The organism is Arthrobacter sp. 131MFCol6.1 (genome assembly GCF_000374925.1).
Classification (GTDB): Bacteria; Actinomycetota; Actinomycetes; order Actinomycetales; family Micrococcaceae; genus Arthrobacter.
In genome coordinates this window covers 34,161-49,820 of record NZ_KB895557.1, presented here as the reverse complement: position 1 = coordinate 49,820, position 15,660 = coordinate 34,161, and the positions used below count along the sequence as shown (strand labels likewise).

Annotated in this window: 14 protein-coding genes; 4 read left to right on the top strand and 10 right to left on the bottom strand. The window is 66.2% G+C overall.

Going from position 1 to position 15,660, the window contains the following annotated elements; translation table 11 throughout:
• Window positions 1-29: 29 nt before the first annotated feature.
• The 5 genes from C566_RS0119510 to C566_RS0119490 form a co-directional block, all read right to left on the bottom strand.
• The gene (locus C566_RS0119510; RefSeq protein ID WP_018776040.1) at window positions 30-986 is read right to left on the bottom strand and encodes a Cgl0159 family (beta/alpha)8-fold protein; all 957 of its coding nucleotides are present in this window, start codon (window positions 984-986) and stop codon (window positions 30-32) included.
• Window positions 983-1,984: a 5-dehydro-2-deoxygluconokinase gene (iolC, locus tag C566_RS0119505; RefSeq protein WP_018776039.1), complete on the bottom strand. Its 1,002-nt coding sequence runs from the start codon at window positions 1,982-1,984 to the stop codon at window positions 983-985. The genes C566_RS0119510 and iolC overlap by 4 nt, the downstream gene beginning before the upstream one ends.
• A 221-nt stretch (window positions 1,985-2,205) precedes the next feature.
• Window positions 2,206-2,610, bottom strand: coding sequence for a tautomerase family protein (locus C566_RS0119500; RefSeq protein ID WP_026266873.1), 405 nt, complete (start codon window positions 2,608-2,610; stop codon window positions 2,206-2,208).
• Window positions 2,611-2,784: 174 nt separating this feature from the next.
• The gene (locus C566_RS0119495) at window positions 2,785-4,065 is read right to left on the bottom strand and encodes an alkaline phosphatase family protein (RefSeq protein WP_018776037.1); all 1,281 of its coding nucleotides are present in this window, start codon (window positions 4,063-4,065) and stop codon (window positions 2,785-2,787) included.
• The gene (locus tag C566_RS0119490) at window positions 4,062-5,705 is read right to left on the bottom strand and encodes an alkaline phosphatase D family protein (protein ID WP_026266871.1); all 1,644 of its coding nucleotides are present in this window, start codon (window positions 5,703-5,705) and stop codon (window positions 4,062-4,064) included. The genes C566_RS0119495 and C566_RS0119490 overlap by 4 nt, the downstream gene beginning before the upstream one ends.
• A gap of 214 nt (window positions 5,706-5,919) precedes the next feature.
• Here C566_RS0119490 and C566_RS0119485 point away from each other — a divergent pair, with 214 nt between their 5' ends.
• A complete protein-coding gene (locus C566_RS0119485) occupies window positions 5,920-6,282 on the top strand; it encodes an ArsR/SmtB family transcription factor (RefSeq protein WP_018776035.1) in 363 nt (120 codons plus the stop codon).
• The gene (locus C566_RS0119480; protein ID WP_018776034.1) at window positions 6,279-6,761 is read left to right on the top strand and encodes an SRPBCC family protein; all 483 of its coding nucleotides are present in this window, start codon (window positions 6,279-6,281) and stop codon (window positions 6,759-6,761) included. The genes C566_RS0119485 and C566_RS0119480 overlap by 4 nt, the downstream gene beginning before the upstream one ends.
• 183 nt (window positions 6,762-6,944) lie before the next feature.
• Here the strand turns inward: C566_RS0119480 and sucD are convergent, their stop codons facing one another.
• From sucD to C566_RS0119460, 4 genes are all read right to left on the bottom strand, one after another.
• A complete protein-coding gene (gene sucD / locus C566_RS0119475; RefSeq protein WP_018776033.1) occupies window positions 6,945-7,847 on the bottom strand; it encodes a succinate--CoA ligase subunit alpha in 903 nt (300 codons plus the stop codon).
• A 12-nt stretch (window positions 7,848-7,859) separates the two neighbouring features.
• Window positions 7,860-9,029, bottom strand: coding sequence for an ADP-forming succinate--CoA ligase subunit beta (sucC, locus tag C566_RS0119470; RefSeq protein ID WP_018776032.1), 1,170 nt, complete (start codon window positions 9,027-9,029; stop codon window positions 7,860-7,862).
• Window positions 9,030-9,435: 406 nt separating this feature from the next.
• A complete protein-coding gene (gene pcrA / locus C566_RS0119465; protein WP_043467512.1) occupies window positions 9,436-11,988 on the bottom strand; it encodes a DNA helicase PcrA in 2,553 nt (850 codons plus the stop codon).
• Between the two features lie 361 nt (window positions 11,989-12,349).
• Complete coding sequence (locus C566_RS0119460) at window positions 12,350-13,207, bottom strand: inositol monophosphatase family protein (protein ID WP_018776030.1); 858 nt, start codon at window positions 13,205-13,207, stop codon at window positions 12,350-12,352.
• Window positions 13,208-13,308: 101 nt separating this feature from the next.
• On the opposite strand from C566_RS0119460, the gene C566_RS0119455 reads away from it, so the two are divergent.
• The gene (locus C566_RS0119455; RefSeq protein WP_018776029.1) at window positions 13,309-13,959 is read left to right on the top strand and encodes a hypothetical protein; all 651 of its coding nucleotides are present in this window, start codon (window positions 13,309-13,311) and stop codon (window positions 13,957-13,959) included.
• Between the two features lie 258 nt (window positions 13,960-14,217).
• Here C566_RS0119455 and C566_RS0119450 read toward each other — a convergent pair whose 3' ends face one another.
• The gene (locus C566_RS0119450) at window positions 14,218-15,240 is read right to left on the bottom strand and encodes a hypothetical protein (protein WP_018776028.1); all 1,023 of its coding nucleotides are present in this window, start codon (window positions 15,238-15,240) and stop codon (window positions 14,218-14,220) included.
• A gap of 217 nt (window positions 15,241-15,457) precedes the next feature.
• On the opposite strand from C566_RS0119450, the gene C566_RS22825 reads away from it, so the two are divergent.
• Window positions 15,458-15,607: a hypothetical protein gene (locus tag C566_RS22825; protein WP_018776027.1), complete on the top strand. Its 150-nt coding sequence runs from the start codon at window positions 15,458-15,460 to the stop codon at window positions 15,605-15,607.
• Window positions 15,608-15,660: the final 53 nt, after the last annotated feature.

Sequence of the window (15,660 nt, the reverse complement as noted above, 5' to 3'; positions counted from 1 at the left end):
CCTGATGCAGTGCTCATTCCCATGGGAAGCTACTCCGATACTTCTGTGGTGCGGGTGGATTCTGAGGCGGCGTGGTGCAGCAGCGACGCGGCGGTCGCCACGGCGCCGGCGACGTCGCCGTCCTGCGGGTAGAGCAGGGTCCGGCCGACGGTGAGGCCCTGGACGCCCGGCAGGGCGAGGGCGGCCTGCCAGCTGGCGAACACCTCGTCCTGGCCGGCGTCCGGGTCTCCGCCGAGGAGCACGGTGGGCATGGTGGTGGACGCCATGACGCGTTCCATCTCGGCCACGACGGGGAGCTTCATCCAGGTGTAGGCGCTGCTCGCGCCGAGGCCTTCGGCGATGGCGACTGACTTGATGACGGCATTGGTGGAGAGGTCGTTGCGGACCTTGCCGTTCTCGCGGACGGAGAGGAACGGTTCCACCATGGCGATCAGCCTGCGCTCGGCAAGGGAATCGATCGCCCGCGCGGTTGCTTCGAGGGTCACCACCGTGTCCGGGTCGCCGAGGCAGATGCGGGTGAGCATCTTTCCGCCGTCGGCGCCCAGGGCCTCCAGCGCGGCCGCGGTGTGTCCGGTGAAGCGGTCATCGAATTCGTTCACCAGGCCGGAGAGGCCGCCGCGGTTCATGGAGCCGAAGAGCAGCTTGCCCTCGAGCGCGCCGAGCAGGAGCAGATCGTCCATGATGTCCGGCGAGGCGAGGACCCCGTCGACGTCCGGGTTGGCCAGCGCGATCTGCAGGCGGTCCAGGAGCTGGCGGCGGTCGGCCATGGCCACGGGATCATTCCCGACGGCGAGCGCGCCGCGGGCCGGGTGGTCGGCGGCCACAATGAAGTTCTGCCGGTGGGCCCGGACACCGGGGTGGCGGCGCCGTGCCTTGGCGGCGCGGGCGATCGCTTCCGGGTCTTCGAGCCGGATAATGCTCAGGTGCTCGTAGCGGCGGGGATCATCGTTCACCGCGCGGGCGGCGACGGCTGGGTTTGCACTCACAGTGCTGCTCCTTCGGTGGCGTAGGTACCCGGCAGCAGGCGGCCGCGTTCGGCGAGCAGGCCCGTGACTTCGTCCGGCGTCGGCATCGCGTCCGCGCAGGACAGGCGGGACGCGACGAGGGCGCCGGCAGCGTTGGCGAAGTCGAGGACCTGGGCGAGCGGCCAGCCCGAGAGCAGGCCGTGGCAGAAGGCCCCGCCGAACGAGTCGCCGGCACCGAGGCCGTTGACGGTTTCCACGGGCACCGGGGCGGAGACCACACGCTCGGTACGGGTCTTGGCCATGACCCCTTCCGGGCCCAGCTTCACGACGGCGATTTCGACGCCGGCGGCAAGCAGCCGGTCCGCCTGTTCGTCCGGGGTGCCCTCCCCGACGGCGACGGCGCATTCCTTGTCATTGCCGATCGCGACGGTGACGTGCGGCAGGATCTTGGCGACCTGCTCCCGGGCTTCCTCCTCGGAGGCCCAGAACATCGGCCGGTAGTCGAGGTCCAGGATGGTGAACTGGCCGGGCTTCAGCCCGGTGCGGGGCCGCGCCTCGTGGGCCTTGAGGTGCGCGGCGCGGCTGGGCTCCTGGCAGAGACCTGTGACGGTGGACCAGAAGATGCCCGCATCCCTGATGGCGTCCAGGTCCAACTCCTCCGCCTTGATCTGCAGATCCGGGGCCGTGGGGAACCGTCCGTAGAAGTAGAGCGGAAAGTCTTCGGGCGGTTTGATCGCGCAGAACGTGACCGCGGTGGGCCATTCCTTGACCGGGGTGACGAAGGAATCGTCCACGTTGAACTTGCGCAGTTCGCGGTGCAGGTATTTGCCGAAGGCGTCGTCGCCGGTGCGGGTGATGACGGCGGCGCGGCGGCCGTGGCGGGCAGCGGCGACCGCCACGTTGGACGGTGATCCGCCAAGGTACTTTCCGAAGGACGTGACATCCTCCAGATCCACCCCGATGTCATTCGGGTAGATATCAACGCTGATGCGCCCGATCGTGAGCAGTTCGTGGGTCACGGTGATCGCGGACCTTTCTGGTGTGAACTCGGTACCTTTGCGCAGCCTGAGCTTCGGTGCTTAGGGGGCCGGCGTGAGCCGGGCCACAACCACTACTTTGCCTCAGAATCCATGTACTGTCAAAGGTTTGTACTGACATATTTACAACATGACACAGGAGCCCCAAATGCCGCCCCCGCGCGGGTGTCGCTGCGGCGCAAGCGCCGAAACCACCCCGGTAGCTACTTGGCGGGAATGCCGAGCTCACCCGTTATGTACTGGGCCTGGCCAAACCCGAAGGACCAGTCCCCCGCCGTGTTCTCGACGTATCCGATAAAGACGTCCTCGCCGGCGACCCCCGCGGCGGCCAGCTTGTCCGCAATGGCGGCAAACAGGGACTGCTTGGCGGGCTGGCTGCGCCCGGCCTGGGTGAAAATCTGGATCATCACCACGTCCGGCGTCCGCTCGAAGCCGAGCCCGGCATCCTGGGCGACAATCTGCCCCGCGGGATGCTCGGTCAGCACGTGGAAGTAGTCCCGCTCCGGGATGCCGTATTCGGCCACGATGGCGGCATGGATTCCCTGGCTGAGCCCGCGGAGCTGCTCCGGGGTGCGGCCTTGATTGACGTCGATTCGCACGAGAGGCACTCGCATCTCCTTCAGTAGTTTGTCCTGACATACTAACAAACTAAATTGAAGCGGTGCAAGGATTTTCCGCGTGGACACAGCAGCGCGGGGTCATCTGGCGCCCATCCCGGGGTTCGGGACGGCGCCAGGTGACCCCGCGCTGGGGTATTGCGCCTGCCGGAGCGGCAGGCCGGACTAGCCGGTAAAGGCAGAACTCCGGGCCGTGCCGTCGTAGCCGCCGGCGGGCGGTTTCAGCCCGTAAATTCCGCCGATGGTCGGTGCGACGTCCACTGTCCTGGCGGCCTCGGAGGACACAACACTCTTTGCCACCAGCGGGCTGCCTCCGGAGACGAAGAACGGAATCGGTTCCGTGGCCGGGTGTCCGTGGTTGCCCGGGATGGGGTTAGAGGCAACGTAGGGGTCGGAGAAACGCCAGCCCGCGCGGCAGTAGGCCACCAGGTCGCCGGCTTCGGCCCCCAGGCGCAGATCCCCCGGACTGTTCACCGAGAACACCCCCTCATGGGCGCCGACCAACTGTTCGACGGCGGCCAGTCCGGCCGCGCGGTCGGCGTCGGCGCCGGTCCAGTAGAGCAGGTCCGCCCCGCCGTTCTGGGCGATTTTGACGTTGGACTGCAGTTCCGGACGGGACTGGAGGATCAGGTCGATGGAAATGACATTGCTCGGGACCGACCAGTCCATCGAGTGGTCGGCCAGCACCATCACTACGCTGGAGTCCCACTTGCCGGCGCTCTTGAGGTGGTCGATAAAGCGCCCCACCTGCACGTCGGTGTCCGTGAGGGCAGTTTCACGTGCTGCCCGCAGCGTGGTTCCCGAAAGGTCGGAGTGGCCGACGCGGTCAATGTCACCCAAGTTAGTGAAAACGAAGTCGGGGTCGGGCCCGCTCACCATCGCCAGAAGGGCGTCCATTGTGGCGGCGTCCGGCGCGTGTCCGGTTACCGGAAGCACTGGCTGGGGTTCCCACCGGTAGCTGGCCCGGGCACCGAAGACGCCGTACAGGTACTTCTTGCTGAGCACCGACCCGGTGGTAAGCCCGCGCTCGTGCAGCCGCTCCAAGAGAGTCGGGAAGTGCAGGTCGGTAGAGCGGTCGAGGTCTCGGACCACGCCTTCGGCGCGGTCGAAGATGGCGTTGGCCGGAACTCCCGAGCGGTCCGGGCGGACCCCGGTCATCATCATGACGTGGTTGGGTATGGTCTCCATGATCGGCAGGGAGCGTGCCGCCGGGAAATTGCACCCGGCGGCCCGCAGAGCGGCGAGCCTCGGCGTCAGGGCGGGTGTGATCTCGTCCGGGCGGCAGCCGTCCACCACGAGTACGTAGCTCCTGGTCCGGACGGCGGCAGGGGCGGCCCAGGTGGTGCCCGGCGCGGCGGAAAGGACGACGGCGGCACCGCCGGCGGCGGCGAGTTGCAGGAACTGCCGGCGGCCCGGTGTCAGGCGGTTAGTGGCTGAGCGACTCACTGAAGGCCTCCTTGCATCCGGGTGACTTTGCCGGAGGTGGACTGCACTTGGAATGACGTGGATCGCGTGGCCTGGGACCCCGGGTCCGTTCGCTCCGCGAGGACGTACCAGTCCATCCGGACGCCGGCGGGCGTCACCTCGAGGACTGAGAAGCCATGCGAGTCGAAGTCCAGATACTTCACGTGCGGGTTGGCTGCCTTGATGGCGTTTTCAACGCCGACGGATCCGGTCCGGGGCGGAACGTTGAGGATGTCATCGAGGTTGTCGCTCGTGACGGAGGTGCAGACCAGTTCCGCGGCCACGGAATCGCCGGTGGCCGGGTAGCTGGCCGGATCCGCGGGGATGTCGCAGGCCCAGCCGGAATGGATGTCGCCGGTGAGGAACACCGTGTCCTTGACGGCGTTGTCGCGCAGGTGGCGGACCACGCGGTTGCGGTCGGCCTCGTAACCGTCCCACTGGTCCACGTTGTAGGGCACGCCATTGATGCTTGTCCCGCCCATCAGCTTCTGCACACCAGCCAATTCAGCGGTGCTCAGGGTCGAGGGAACCCGGACCGGGGCAATCATGACGGGGTTGCCGACGAGCTTCCATTGCGGACCATCGGACTTAAGGTTGCCCAGCAGCCAGTCCATCTGGGCGGTGCCGGTGATGGTGCGGGCGGGGCTGCTGATTGAGGAGTCCGCGCCGCTGGCCGCCTGCTGGTCACGGTAGGAGCGCAGGTCAAGCATGGCCAGGCTAGCCAGCGAGCCGAACTCCAGGCGGCGGTAGATTTGGCCACCGGGCTCGTAGCGGACGGGCATCCACTCGGCGTAGGCCTGGTGCGCGGCGGCGAAGCGCTCGCTCCAGGCGCCTTCGACGCCTGGAGTGTGGTTTTCGGCGCCGCCCTGCCAGGCGTCGTTGGCCGATTCGTGGTCGTCCCAGGTAACGATAAACGGGGCCGCAGCGTGCAGGGCCTGGAGGTCCGGGTCGGTCTTGTACTGGGCGTGGCGTCGGCGGTAGTGCTCCAGGCGGGTCATCTCGACGGCCGGCTCGTGCGGCCGGACCACGACGTCGCGGGCCTGGTAGTCGCCGGGGGCGTATTCGTAGAGGTAGTCACCCAGGTGGAGGACGGCGTCGAGGTCGCCGCGCGCGGCCAGATGGCGGTAGGAGGAGAAGTAGCCAGCCTGCCAGTTCGCGCAGGAAACCACCCCGAATGTCAGCCGGTCCACCGCTGCCCCCGCGGCCGGTGCGGTTCGCGTGCGGCCCACGGGTGAGGTCTCCTGCCCCAGGGTGAACCGATACCAGTAGTTCGTGGCGGGCAACAGCCTGCCTGCAACGACCTTGACGGTATGGTCGCGGGCCGGGCCGGTGGAGGCAGTACCGCTGGCAGCTACTTTCGTAAACGCTTGATCGGCGGATATTTCCCAGCGGACGGAAACGTCCGGACCGGCACCGCTGCCGGGGAAAGATTCCGGGGTGGGCGTGACGCGGGTCCACAGCAGCACGCTGCCCGGCATGGGATCTCCTGAGGCGATCCCGTGGCCAAAGAGGCCGATTGGGGAGGCTGAAAATGCGTTCTCGGAGGTGCTGGCGGCCATGGCCCCGGCAACGGCGGCGACCCCCGCTGAACGCAATACTTGACGACGAGAAAAGGTAGTCATGCCTTCAAGTATGTCCACGCCCGGCCGGCCAAAAATCGATTTTTGCGCCCCATTGGCCGGACGTTCGCCGAGAGTTCACCGCGGCGTGGTGCCCCCTTTAGCCACGGGAGCGCTACCGTCCTTGCCTTGCCGCGGGTCCCGTCTTATCCTTAAACAATCAAAAGGTTGATCAATCTATGGATTGATTAGCCGCGCGGCGAGGAGGTCCCAGCCCATGGATTCCAGCGACGACGGTGAGCTCGACGCGGCCTTCCTGGCCCTCGCCGATCCGGTCCGCCGCCGCATCATTGCCCGGCTCAGCCGGGGCCCGGCCACCGTCAACGAACTGGCGGAGCCCTTCGCGATCACCAAGCAGGCGGTCTCGAAACACATCCAGGTCCTCGAGCAGGCGCAACTTGTCACGCGCACCCGTGACGCCCAGCGCCGGCCCGTGCACCTGAACCCTGCACGGCTGGAAGCGCTCACTGCCTGGATCGACCAGTACCGGCTGGTCCGCGAGGGGCAATTCCGCAGCCTTGACGCCGTGCTTGAAATCCGCGCCGCCCAGAGCGGCACTCAGGCAAAGGATGCATCATGAGCAACGCACTGAAACTGACAGTCCCCGAAGGGCTGCCCTTCATCGACTTTGAGCGCGACTTCGACTTTCCCGTTTCCGAGGTCTTCAGGGCGCACAAGGACCCCGAGCTCGTCGCCCAGTGGCTCGGTCCGCGGCGGATGACCATGACCATTGACCACTACGACTTCCGGACCGGCGGCAGCTACCGTTACACCCACACCGCACCGGACGGCAGCGCGTATGTCTTCAGCGGCGTCTTCCACACTGTCCGCGAGAACGACTTCGCCATCCAAACCTTCGAATTCGACGGCTACCCGGATGTGGTGAGCATTGAGTTCCTGACCTTCGAAGATCTCGGCGGCGGCCGTTGCCGCCTCCGCGCCCGGGCGGTCTACCCCAGCATGGAGGCTCGCGACGGCATGGCGCAGTCCGGAATGGAGGGCGGCATGATCGAAGCCTACGAGCGGCTCGAGGAAGTCATCAGCGGGGCCAAGGTCTAGGACGTCAGGGGTCTTGGAGAGTACGACGGCGGCAGGCCACCTTCGCCGGGAAGGTGGCCTGCCGCCGTCGTACTTTTACCAGCAGCCTTAAACAAGCAACGCGGGGTCACTCCGCGCCCATCCCACCGAGTGGAATGGGCCGTGAGTGACCCCGCGTTGCTGTGGTGCTTCGGTGCTTCGGACCTAGAGGGTCGCGAAGACTTCGCGCAGGAGCTTGGCGGTCTCGGACGGCGTCTTGCCGACCTTGACGCCGGCAGCCTCGAGGGCTTCCTTCTTGGCCTGGGCGGTGCCCGCGGAACCCGAGACGATGGCGCCTGCGTGGCCCATGGTCTTGCCTTCCGGAGCGGTGAAGCCGGCCACGTAGCCGACAACCGGCTTCGTGACGTGGGCCTTGATGTAGTCCGCGGCACGCTCTTCGGCGTCGCCACCGATTTCGCCGATCATGACGATCGCCTTGGTCTCCGGGTCCGCCTCGAAGGCTTCGAGGGCGTCGATGTGCGTGGTGCCGATGACCGGGTCGCCGCCGATGCCGATGGCGGTGGAGAAGCCAAGGTCGCGCAGCTCGTACATCATCTGGTAAGTCAGGGTGCCCGACTTGGAGACGAGGCCGATGGGGCCCTTGCCCGTGATGTTGGCCGGGGTGATGCCGACGAGGGCCTCACCCGGGGTGATGATGCCGGGGCAGTTCGGTCCGATGATGCGCGTGACCTGCTTGCCGTTGGCGTCAACCTTGGACTGGGCCAGTGCCCAGAACTCAGCGGAGTCCTGGACCGGCACGCCTTCGGTGATGACGACAACCAGGCCGATGCCGGCCTCGATGGCTTCAACGACGGCGTCCTTGGTGAAGGCCGGCGGCACGAAGACGATGGAAACGTCAGCGCCGGTCTCGGCCATGGCTTCCTTGACGGTGCCGAAAACGGTGATCTCGGTGTCGCCGTGCAGGACCGTGGTGCCGGCCTTGCGGGCGTTGACGCCGCCAACAACGTTGGTGCCGGCCTTGAGCATCAGGGCGGTGTGCTTGGTGCCCTCGCCGCCGGTGATGCCCTGGACGATGACCTTGGAGTCCTTGTTCAGATAAATAGACATAGTCGAGTCCCTCTACTTCGCTGCGTTGGCGAGCTCGGCAGCCTTGTCGGCGCCCTCGTCCATGGTGGCGGCCAGGGTAACCAGCGGGTGGTTGGCCTCGGCCAGGATGCGGCGGCCTTCCTCAACGTTGTTGCCGTCGAGGCGGACGACCAGCGGCTTGTTCGCGGAGTGGCCCAGCTCGGCCAGTGCACCGACGATGCCCTTGGCGACGGCGTCACAGGCGGTGATGCCGCCGAAGACGTTGACGAAGACGGACTTGACCTGCGGGTCGCCCAGGATGACGTCGAGGCCCGCTGCCATGACCTCGGCGGACGCTCCACCGCCGATGTCCAGGAAGTTGGCGGGCTTGACGTTGCCGTGGTTCTCGCCGGCGTAGGCAACGACGTCGAGGGTGGACATGACCAGACCGGCACCGTTACCGATGATGCCCACTTCGCCGTCCAGCTTGACGTAGTTGAGGTCCTGCGCCTTGGCCTTGGCCTCGAGCGGGTCAGCAGCGTCCTTGTCTTCAAGGTGAGCGTGCTTGGGGTGGCGGAAGTCGGCGTTCTCGTCGAGGGAGACCTTGCCGTCGAGGGCAACGATGTCGCCGGCGCCGGTCAGGACCAGCGGGTTGACCTCCACGAGGGTGGCGTCTTCCTTCTTGAAAACGTCCCAGAGCTTCAGGATTACGCTGGCGACCTTGCCACGCAGTTCCTCGGCGAAGCCTGCAGCGGCGACGATTTCGTCGGCCTTGGCCTGGTCGATGCCCACGGCCGGGTCGATCGAGATCTTGGCCAGGGCTTCGGGGCGCTCAACGGCGAGCTGCTCGATTTCCATGCCGCCTTCAACCGAGCACATGGCCAGGTAGTTGCGGTTGGCCCGATCCAGAAGGACGGAGAAGTAGTATTCCTCGGCGATGTCTGCGCCCTGGGCGATCATCACCCGGTGGACGGTGTGGCCTTTGATGTCCATCCCGAGGATGTTGGTGGAGTGTTCAAACGCTTCGTCAGCGGTCTTTGCGACCTTGACGCCGCCGGCCTTGCCGCGGCCTCCGGCCTTGACCTGCGCCTTTACGACAGTTACGCCGCCGATTTTCTCGGCAGCTGCCTTTGCTTCTTCAGGGGTGTGCGCCACGATGCCAGCAAGCACGGGTACACCGTGCGCCTCGAACATATCGCGCGCCTGATATTCAAACAGGTCCACGGTTTAGTGTCCTTCTACGTCGAAGTAGTTTCTGTACAGCCGGACCCCACGTACTCGCGGTTACCGGGCTGCGGAATAAACGCACCCTGCGACAAGCTTGGAAACGAGCCACACGGCGCAATGCTCCTTTGGGAACTCTAGTCCTTCGATCGGACCAGCCCGTTCCAGAGTACCGGTTATGTGAGTAAGGACACTATTCTATGGAGCGTAGAAAAACCGCTAGATTACGGGGTTTTTGGGGTGTTCGACGGCGCTCCGAAGGCCGGCGCGGCCGTGCCAGACGGGCGTTCGTAACGTAGGGCGAACGCCCGTGCATCCGGCAGCGTGGGGTGCCGGCGGACCGGTCTCCGGGTTCCGCTCCCGGCTCCCGCCGGGTCTTCGGCCGAACGTCCAGCTGTGCGGTCAGCTAGGCGTCCAGCTTGGTCAGCGGCGCGTAGCGCAACAGCAGCCGCTTCTCGCCGACGTCGAACTTGACCTTGGCGACCGTCTTGTCCCCGGCGCCCTCGACCGCCAGGACGGTCCCGTTGCCGAAGCTGGTGTGGTTGACCTTGTCCCCGACGCTGACGGCGACGACTTCCTTCTGCGGCTGGACCCTGTTCTTGGCCACGGCGGCGGGAACATCGGCGTTGAACCCGGCGGACGGGCTGGCCGCGGCGCCGCGAGCGGTGCCTGCACCCCAGAACGATCCGCCATAGCGGCTGGACCCGATCCCGGCACCGCTCCCCCAGCCTCCGCCCTGGCGGCTGGCGCCTTCGCGCTTCCACTCGACGAGCTCGGCCGGGATCTCCTCGATGAACTGGCTCGCGGGGTTGTACTGGCTCTGGCCCCACATGCTGCGGACTTCGGAGCGGGTCAGGTACAGCCGCTTGCGGGCACGGGTCAGGCCCACGTAGGCCAGCCGGCGTTCCTCGGCCAGTTCCTTGGGATCCGTTGCGGAGCGCTGGTGCGGGAACAGCCCGTGCTCCATGCCGGTAAGGAACACTACCGGGAATTCCAGGCCCTTGGCCGTATGCAAGGTCATCAGGGTCACGACGCCGAGCCGCTTGGCTTCGGCGACGGCGGCGGCCGTGTCTTGGGCGTCACCGCCGGGGGCGTCCGGGATCTGGTCGGCGTCGGCCACGAGGGAGACCTGCTCCAGGAAGGCGCCGAGCGAGCCTTCGGGGTTGTCCCGTTCGTATTCCCGGACAACGGCGACCAGTTCGGCGAGGTTCTCCACCCTGGACTCGTCCTGCGGGTCGGTGCTGGACCGCAGCCCGGCAAGGTAGCCGGTCTGTTCGAGCACGGCTTCGAGGGCCGCGGCGGCGCCGGAGCCGGAAGCGACCTCGGCGAGGTCGTCGAGGAGTTTCACGAAGCCCAGCACGGCGTTGAGCGACCGGGTCGCCATGCCCGGGGCCTCATCTGCGCGCCTCGCGGCGGCCATGAAGGAGGTGCGCTCACGCTCGGCGAGGGCGGCGACGGCACCCTCGGCACGGTCACCGATCCCGCGCTTGGGTTCGTTGAGGATGCGGCGGAGGTTGACGTCGTCGTCCGGGTTGACCAGGACGCGCAGGTAGGCGAGGGCGTCCTTGATCTCCTTGCGCTCGTAGAAGCGGGTGCCGCCGACCACCTTGTAGGGCAACCCCACGCGGACCAGGACGTCCTCGATCGAGCGGGACTGGGCGTTGGTGCGGTAGAAAATGGCGACGTCGCCGGGGCGCAGGTCGCCCTCGTCCTGGAGCCGGTCGATTTCCTTCGCGATGAACTGGGCCTCGTCGTGTTCGTTCTCGCCGACGTAGCCGACGATCTTCTCGCCGTCGCCCTCGGCCGTCCAGAGCCGTTTCTCCGGCCGGTTGGGGTTGCGGGAGATCACCGAGTTGGCGGCGCTGAGGATGGTCTGGGTGGAGCGGTAGTTCTGCTCGAGCTTGATGGTGCGGGCGTCCGGGTAGTCCTTCTCGAACTCCACGATGTTGCGGATGTCCGCGCCGCGGAAGGCGTAGATGGACTGGTCTGAATCGCCGACGACGGTGAGCTCGGCGGCCTCGGGGCCCTCGCCGACGATCTCACGCACCAGGGCGTACTGGGCGTGGTTGGTGTCCTGGTATTCGTCCACGAGGACGTGCCGGAAGCGGCGCCGGTAGGAGTCGGCGAGCGCCGGGAAGGCCCGAAACATGTAGACGGTCTCGGCAATCAGGTCATCGAAGTCCATGGCGTTGGCCTGGCGCAGGCGCTGGGTGTAGCCCTTGAAGACCTCGGCGACGGCCTGCTCGAAGGGATCGTTGTAGTTGGCGCTGGAGGAGTAGCTGTCGGCGTCGATCAGCTCGTTCTTGAGCGCGGAAATCTTGTGCTGGATGGCCTTGGGCGCGAAGCGCTTGGGGTCGAGGTCCAGGTTCTTGGCGACCAGGGTGATCAGGCGCAGCGAGTCGGCGGAGTCGTAGATCGAGAAGTTGGAGTTCAGCCCGACGTTCTTGGCCTCGCGGCGCAGGATCCGGACGCAGGACGAGTGGAAGGTGGAGATCCACATGGTCTTGGCCCGGCCGCCGACCAGCACCTCGATCCGTTCCCGCATTTCGGCCGCGGCCTTGTTGGTGAAGGTGATGGCCAGGATCTCGCCGTGGTGCGCCCGCCTCGTGGCAATTAGGTAGGCGATCCGGTTACTGAGCACACGGGTCTTGCCCGAGCCGGCGCCGGCCACAATCAGCAGGGCGCTGCCGGCGTGCTTGACTGCTTCTTCCTGCTGCGGGTTCAGCCCCTCGAGGAGTTCGCCGGCGTTCGGAAGCTGCGGGCGGTCCCAGCCGCCGTCGGGCCCGTCGCCGTGCGCGCTTCCGCTGTGCGGGGCGCCGTGCGGGCCGCCATGCGGAGCGAAATCCGGCCCTGAATCCAGGCCCGCCAGGCCGGACCCGGCCCGCGCTTTAGTGCCTGCCGCCGCCTTGGAGGCAGCTTGGAAGGGTCCGTCGGCGTAAGGGTCAAACAACATATCCATGGTGTATCTAAGTCTAGGCGGTGGCGCTGACAGCCGTGTCCGCCCTCCGGGACATGCCCTCCCCTGCCCGCGCCCGGTGGACATAAACACCTTATGCCCACTCCTGGCCGCGAAGAATGGGCATGCCCGGCGGAGACTGCCCTGGAGAAGACTCGGGTTGTTCTGAAGACTGCCGAGGTTGTTCTGAAGAATGGGCATGTCCCACGGCCTCGGCCCAGCGGGACGAGCATGCCATCCGCCACCCGTGGCCAATGGACATACTCCCCTTGTGCCCAGTCCCGGCCGCGAACAATGAGCATGTCCCACGGTCACCGCCGTGAAAAATGAGCATGTCCCCCCGGGACGTCCGGCAGGCGGGAAGCTAGCCGACGCCCCCGGAGCTGAGCGCGGCGCGCAGCTGCTGCACCGCCGTCGTGCCTCCCGCGATGAACCAGTCCAGTCCGTTGACGCGCACGACGTCGGTCGCGCCGCCGGCCGCCTCTACGATCGCCTTCCCGGGCAGCCAGTCCCACTCGGGGCAGCTGTGCTGGAACCAGCAGCCGAGCTCTCCGTCTGCGACCCGGCCGAGGTCGCAGGAGCCGGACCCGAACATGCGCAGCGCGGCGGCCGATGTCGCTGCCGCGTGCCAGGGCATGGCGCACATCGGATCGGCCAGCCACGTCGGGTGGATGTAGGTTGCCGCGCCGAGGTCGGACAGCGGCGTGTCGGAGCGTCCGGTGCCACCGGACGCAGCGGGCAGAAAGGCCACCAGTTTTTCGCCGTTGAGCGTCGCCGACCGGGACGTCCCGCCCAGCCAGAGTTTGTCCTCCTCCGGCTGGAAGATGGCGCCGAGCCCTGCACCGGAGGAATCCTTCAGGGCAATGGCCGAGCACCAGTACGTGGATCCATGCAGGAAGTTGAAGGTCCCGTCGACGGGGTCAATGACCCAGGTCCGGCCGCTGCTGCCCGCCACCGCGGCACCCTCCTCGCCCAGGACGGCGTCATCGGGCCGGCAACGCCGGAGCTGTTCCAGGACATAGGACTCGGCGGCATGGTCGGCGGCCGTGACCACGTCCGAGACAGAGGTCTTCTGCCGGCCCTCAAGCCCCGCCTGCCGCATCAACAGCGCCAGCGTGCCGGCCTCGCGGACCAGGGCCTCGGCCAGTTGGTAGTCATCCAGTGACGGGTCGAGTTCTGCGGTGCTGTGCCGGCCGAGCCGGTGTTTTCCTAGTTCGGTCACGCGTCCCAGACTATCGGCGCCCGTTGGCAGTGAACAGCCGGTGCGGACAGCCGGGCTGACGGCGGCGCGGAGGGGCGTGCAGGGCGGGCGATAATGGAGCCATGGCCAAGACACCCGCGCAGCGGATCAAAAAGCACGGCGCCAACGCGGCGGTCCCCCAGCACCATCTCCCTCCGGTGATCAATCCGACCACCAGCCGGACACCGCAGAAGGCACAGAGCAACAGCAACCTGATTGTCATCGCCGGAGTCGTGGCCAGCCTGTTCCTGTTCTGGTATCTGCACCTGCTCACCCTCAACCAGCTCACGCAGTTGTCGGGCGGCCAGGCAATGCCCGACTCGTTGGTCGGCGGCTTTGACCTGGGCTTCGTGGAGCAACTGCGCGCGGCCATGGACGCCGATGCCCGGGGCCAGCTGAACTACGTCCACAAGACGGCCGGCATGCTCTTCCCGCTGATCTTTGGCTTCACCTGGCTGCTGCTGATCGGAACCAACGTGGCCCGGAAGTCCCTGCGCTGGGCGCTGTGGTCGCTTCCGCTGCTCTTTGCTGCGGTCCGGCTGTGGGGCAACACGGTGATCGACGAAATGATGTCCGCCGACACCCTCGACGGCGGTCAGGTCGCCCTGGCCTCCGGTCTCACCGTGGCCGGCTGGGTACTTCTGGCGCTGAGCGTCGTGGCCGGCGTCGCCGCCGTAATACTTGGCCGCAAGGCAGCCGCAGCTTCCCCCACCCCGGGACATGTCCAGTCCTGATCCGCGCGGCGGGGCTATTTCTCAATTCCCGGCTTCGGACGCGGGACATGTCCATTCTCGGTCGCGGCGGCAGGGCTATTTCCCTACACCCGGCGTAGAACGCTGGACATGTCCATTCTTGGTCGCGGCGACTGGAGTCGTCCCTCGCACCGGGCCTCGAGCACGGGACATGTCCAGCGTTCGGCCCGGCCGGAGGACATCATGCCATTCTGTCCAGCCCTCAAGTCCAGCGGAGGGCAAGTCCACTTCAGCGCGAAGTCAGGGTACTTCGTTCAGGAACTCAAGGGCCTGCTCCGCACGTTGCGAGGCTCCCGCCTTCTCAAAGTAGTCGGCGGCTTCCAGTAAGTATTTGCGCGCTTCGACCCCGTTTCCCAAAGCGGCGTGCGACCGTCCCAGAAGCAGATAGGCCTCGCCCAGTATTTGCGGCGACGTCTTTTCGGGGACCGGGAAGATGTCGTCGAGAGTATCGACCGCCGATTTCTGATCCCCCGCCAGAAAATTCCAGTGGCCGCGGTTCAGCTTGAGCAGTATGTGATCTTCCTCAGTGCCGCCAATAACATCTGTGGCTAGTTCCGCGCGTTCAATGCAGCGCAGGGTGTCCGCGTCCGCGACATCGGCGGCGAGCCGCATGGCAGCAGAAGCCTTGTTGAACTTTGCCCAGACGGTCAGGTTCCGGGCCGGTGAAAAGGTGGCAGCGGCGAGCTCGTGATAGTGCAGCCCCTCGGCGACTTTGCTGCAAAGGAACGCGACGTTTCCAATGACCCAGTACGCCTTGCCCACCAACTGGTCATCGACTTCGCCCGAAATGATGTCGGCCATGACAAGGCTTTCCGCCCACGCTTCGTCAAGCCTCCCACTATCGGCAAGCGCCGCAATGAGGGCCTGCCGGGCCTTGACCGCAATTTCGACGTCGTCTTCGCCGTCCATGAGGTCCGCTGCGATTCTCGCCTCATCGGCGGCCTCTTCGAGCAGGCCCATGCCCCTGCGGGTCAGGGCCAGAAGGATGTGCACCTGGGCCTGAAGCTGCCGGTTCCCCTCCCAGGGTTCAGCAATCAATGTGCTGGCGAGTTCTGCGCAAGCTTCGATTTCTCCGGCGGCAATGAGGCTTTCGGCCCGGAACAACGTCATGTGCCACCACGACGACGAATCACCTTCAGCAATGGCAATATCCGCGGCCATCTGCGCGGCGTTCGCGGCCTCGCTGAAGTCGTGACTGGACCGGAGCTCGCGCGCCTGCAGCTCTGCAGCGGCGTACGAGGGTGAAACGGAACTTTGTTGCATGCCTCAATTATCCGTTGCCGAAGGAGCGGAAACGAACAAACCGCGCAAGCAAGACCTGCGCAATATTGCCTCAGGACTTCCGAAGCTTCGCGCGAATATCACGACTTCGCATATTGCCGAGCGAATCGTTATACAGCGGCGTGTCGTTTGGCCCTATACTAAATTTGCACCACAAGTCACATGAGTCACATCAGCCTCTTACGTATCAGGAGTCCTAATGAAGAAGACCCTCGCAACACTCCTCGTCGCCGGTGCGCTGGCTGTCGCGGGAATGTCCGCCTCCGCAGCGATTTCTGCTGCAGCTGACACCTCCGGACACAGCTCAGTCGCCGCTATCGGTTGGTGGCCGGACTCCACAAAGAAGTAACGGAGACTGCATTGACAGGCGGCGGGTGTCGGAAGTGATTCCGGGACCCGCCG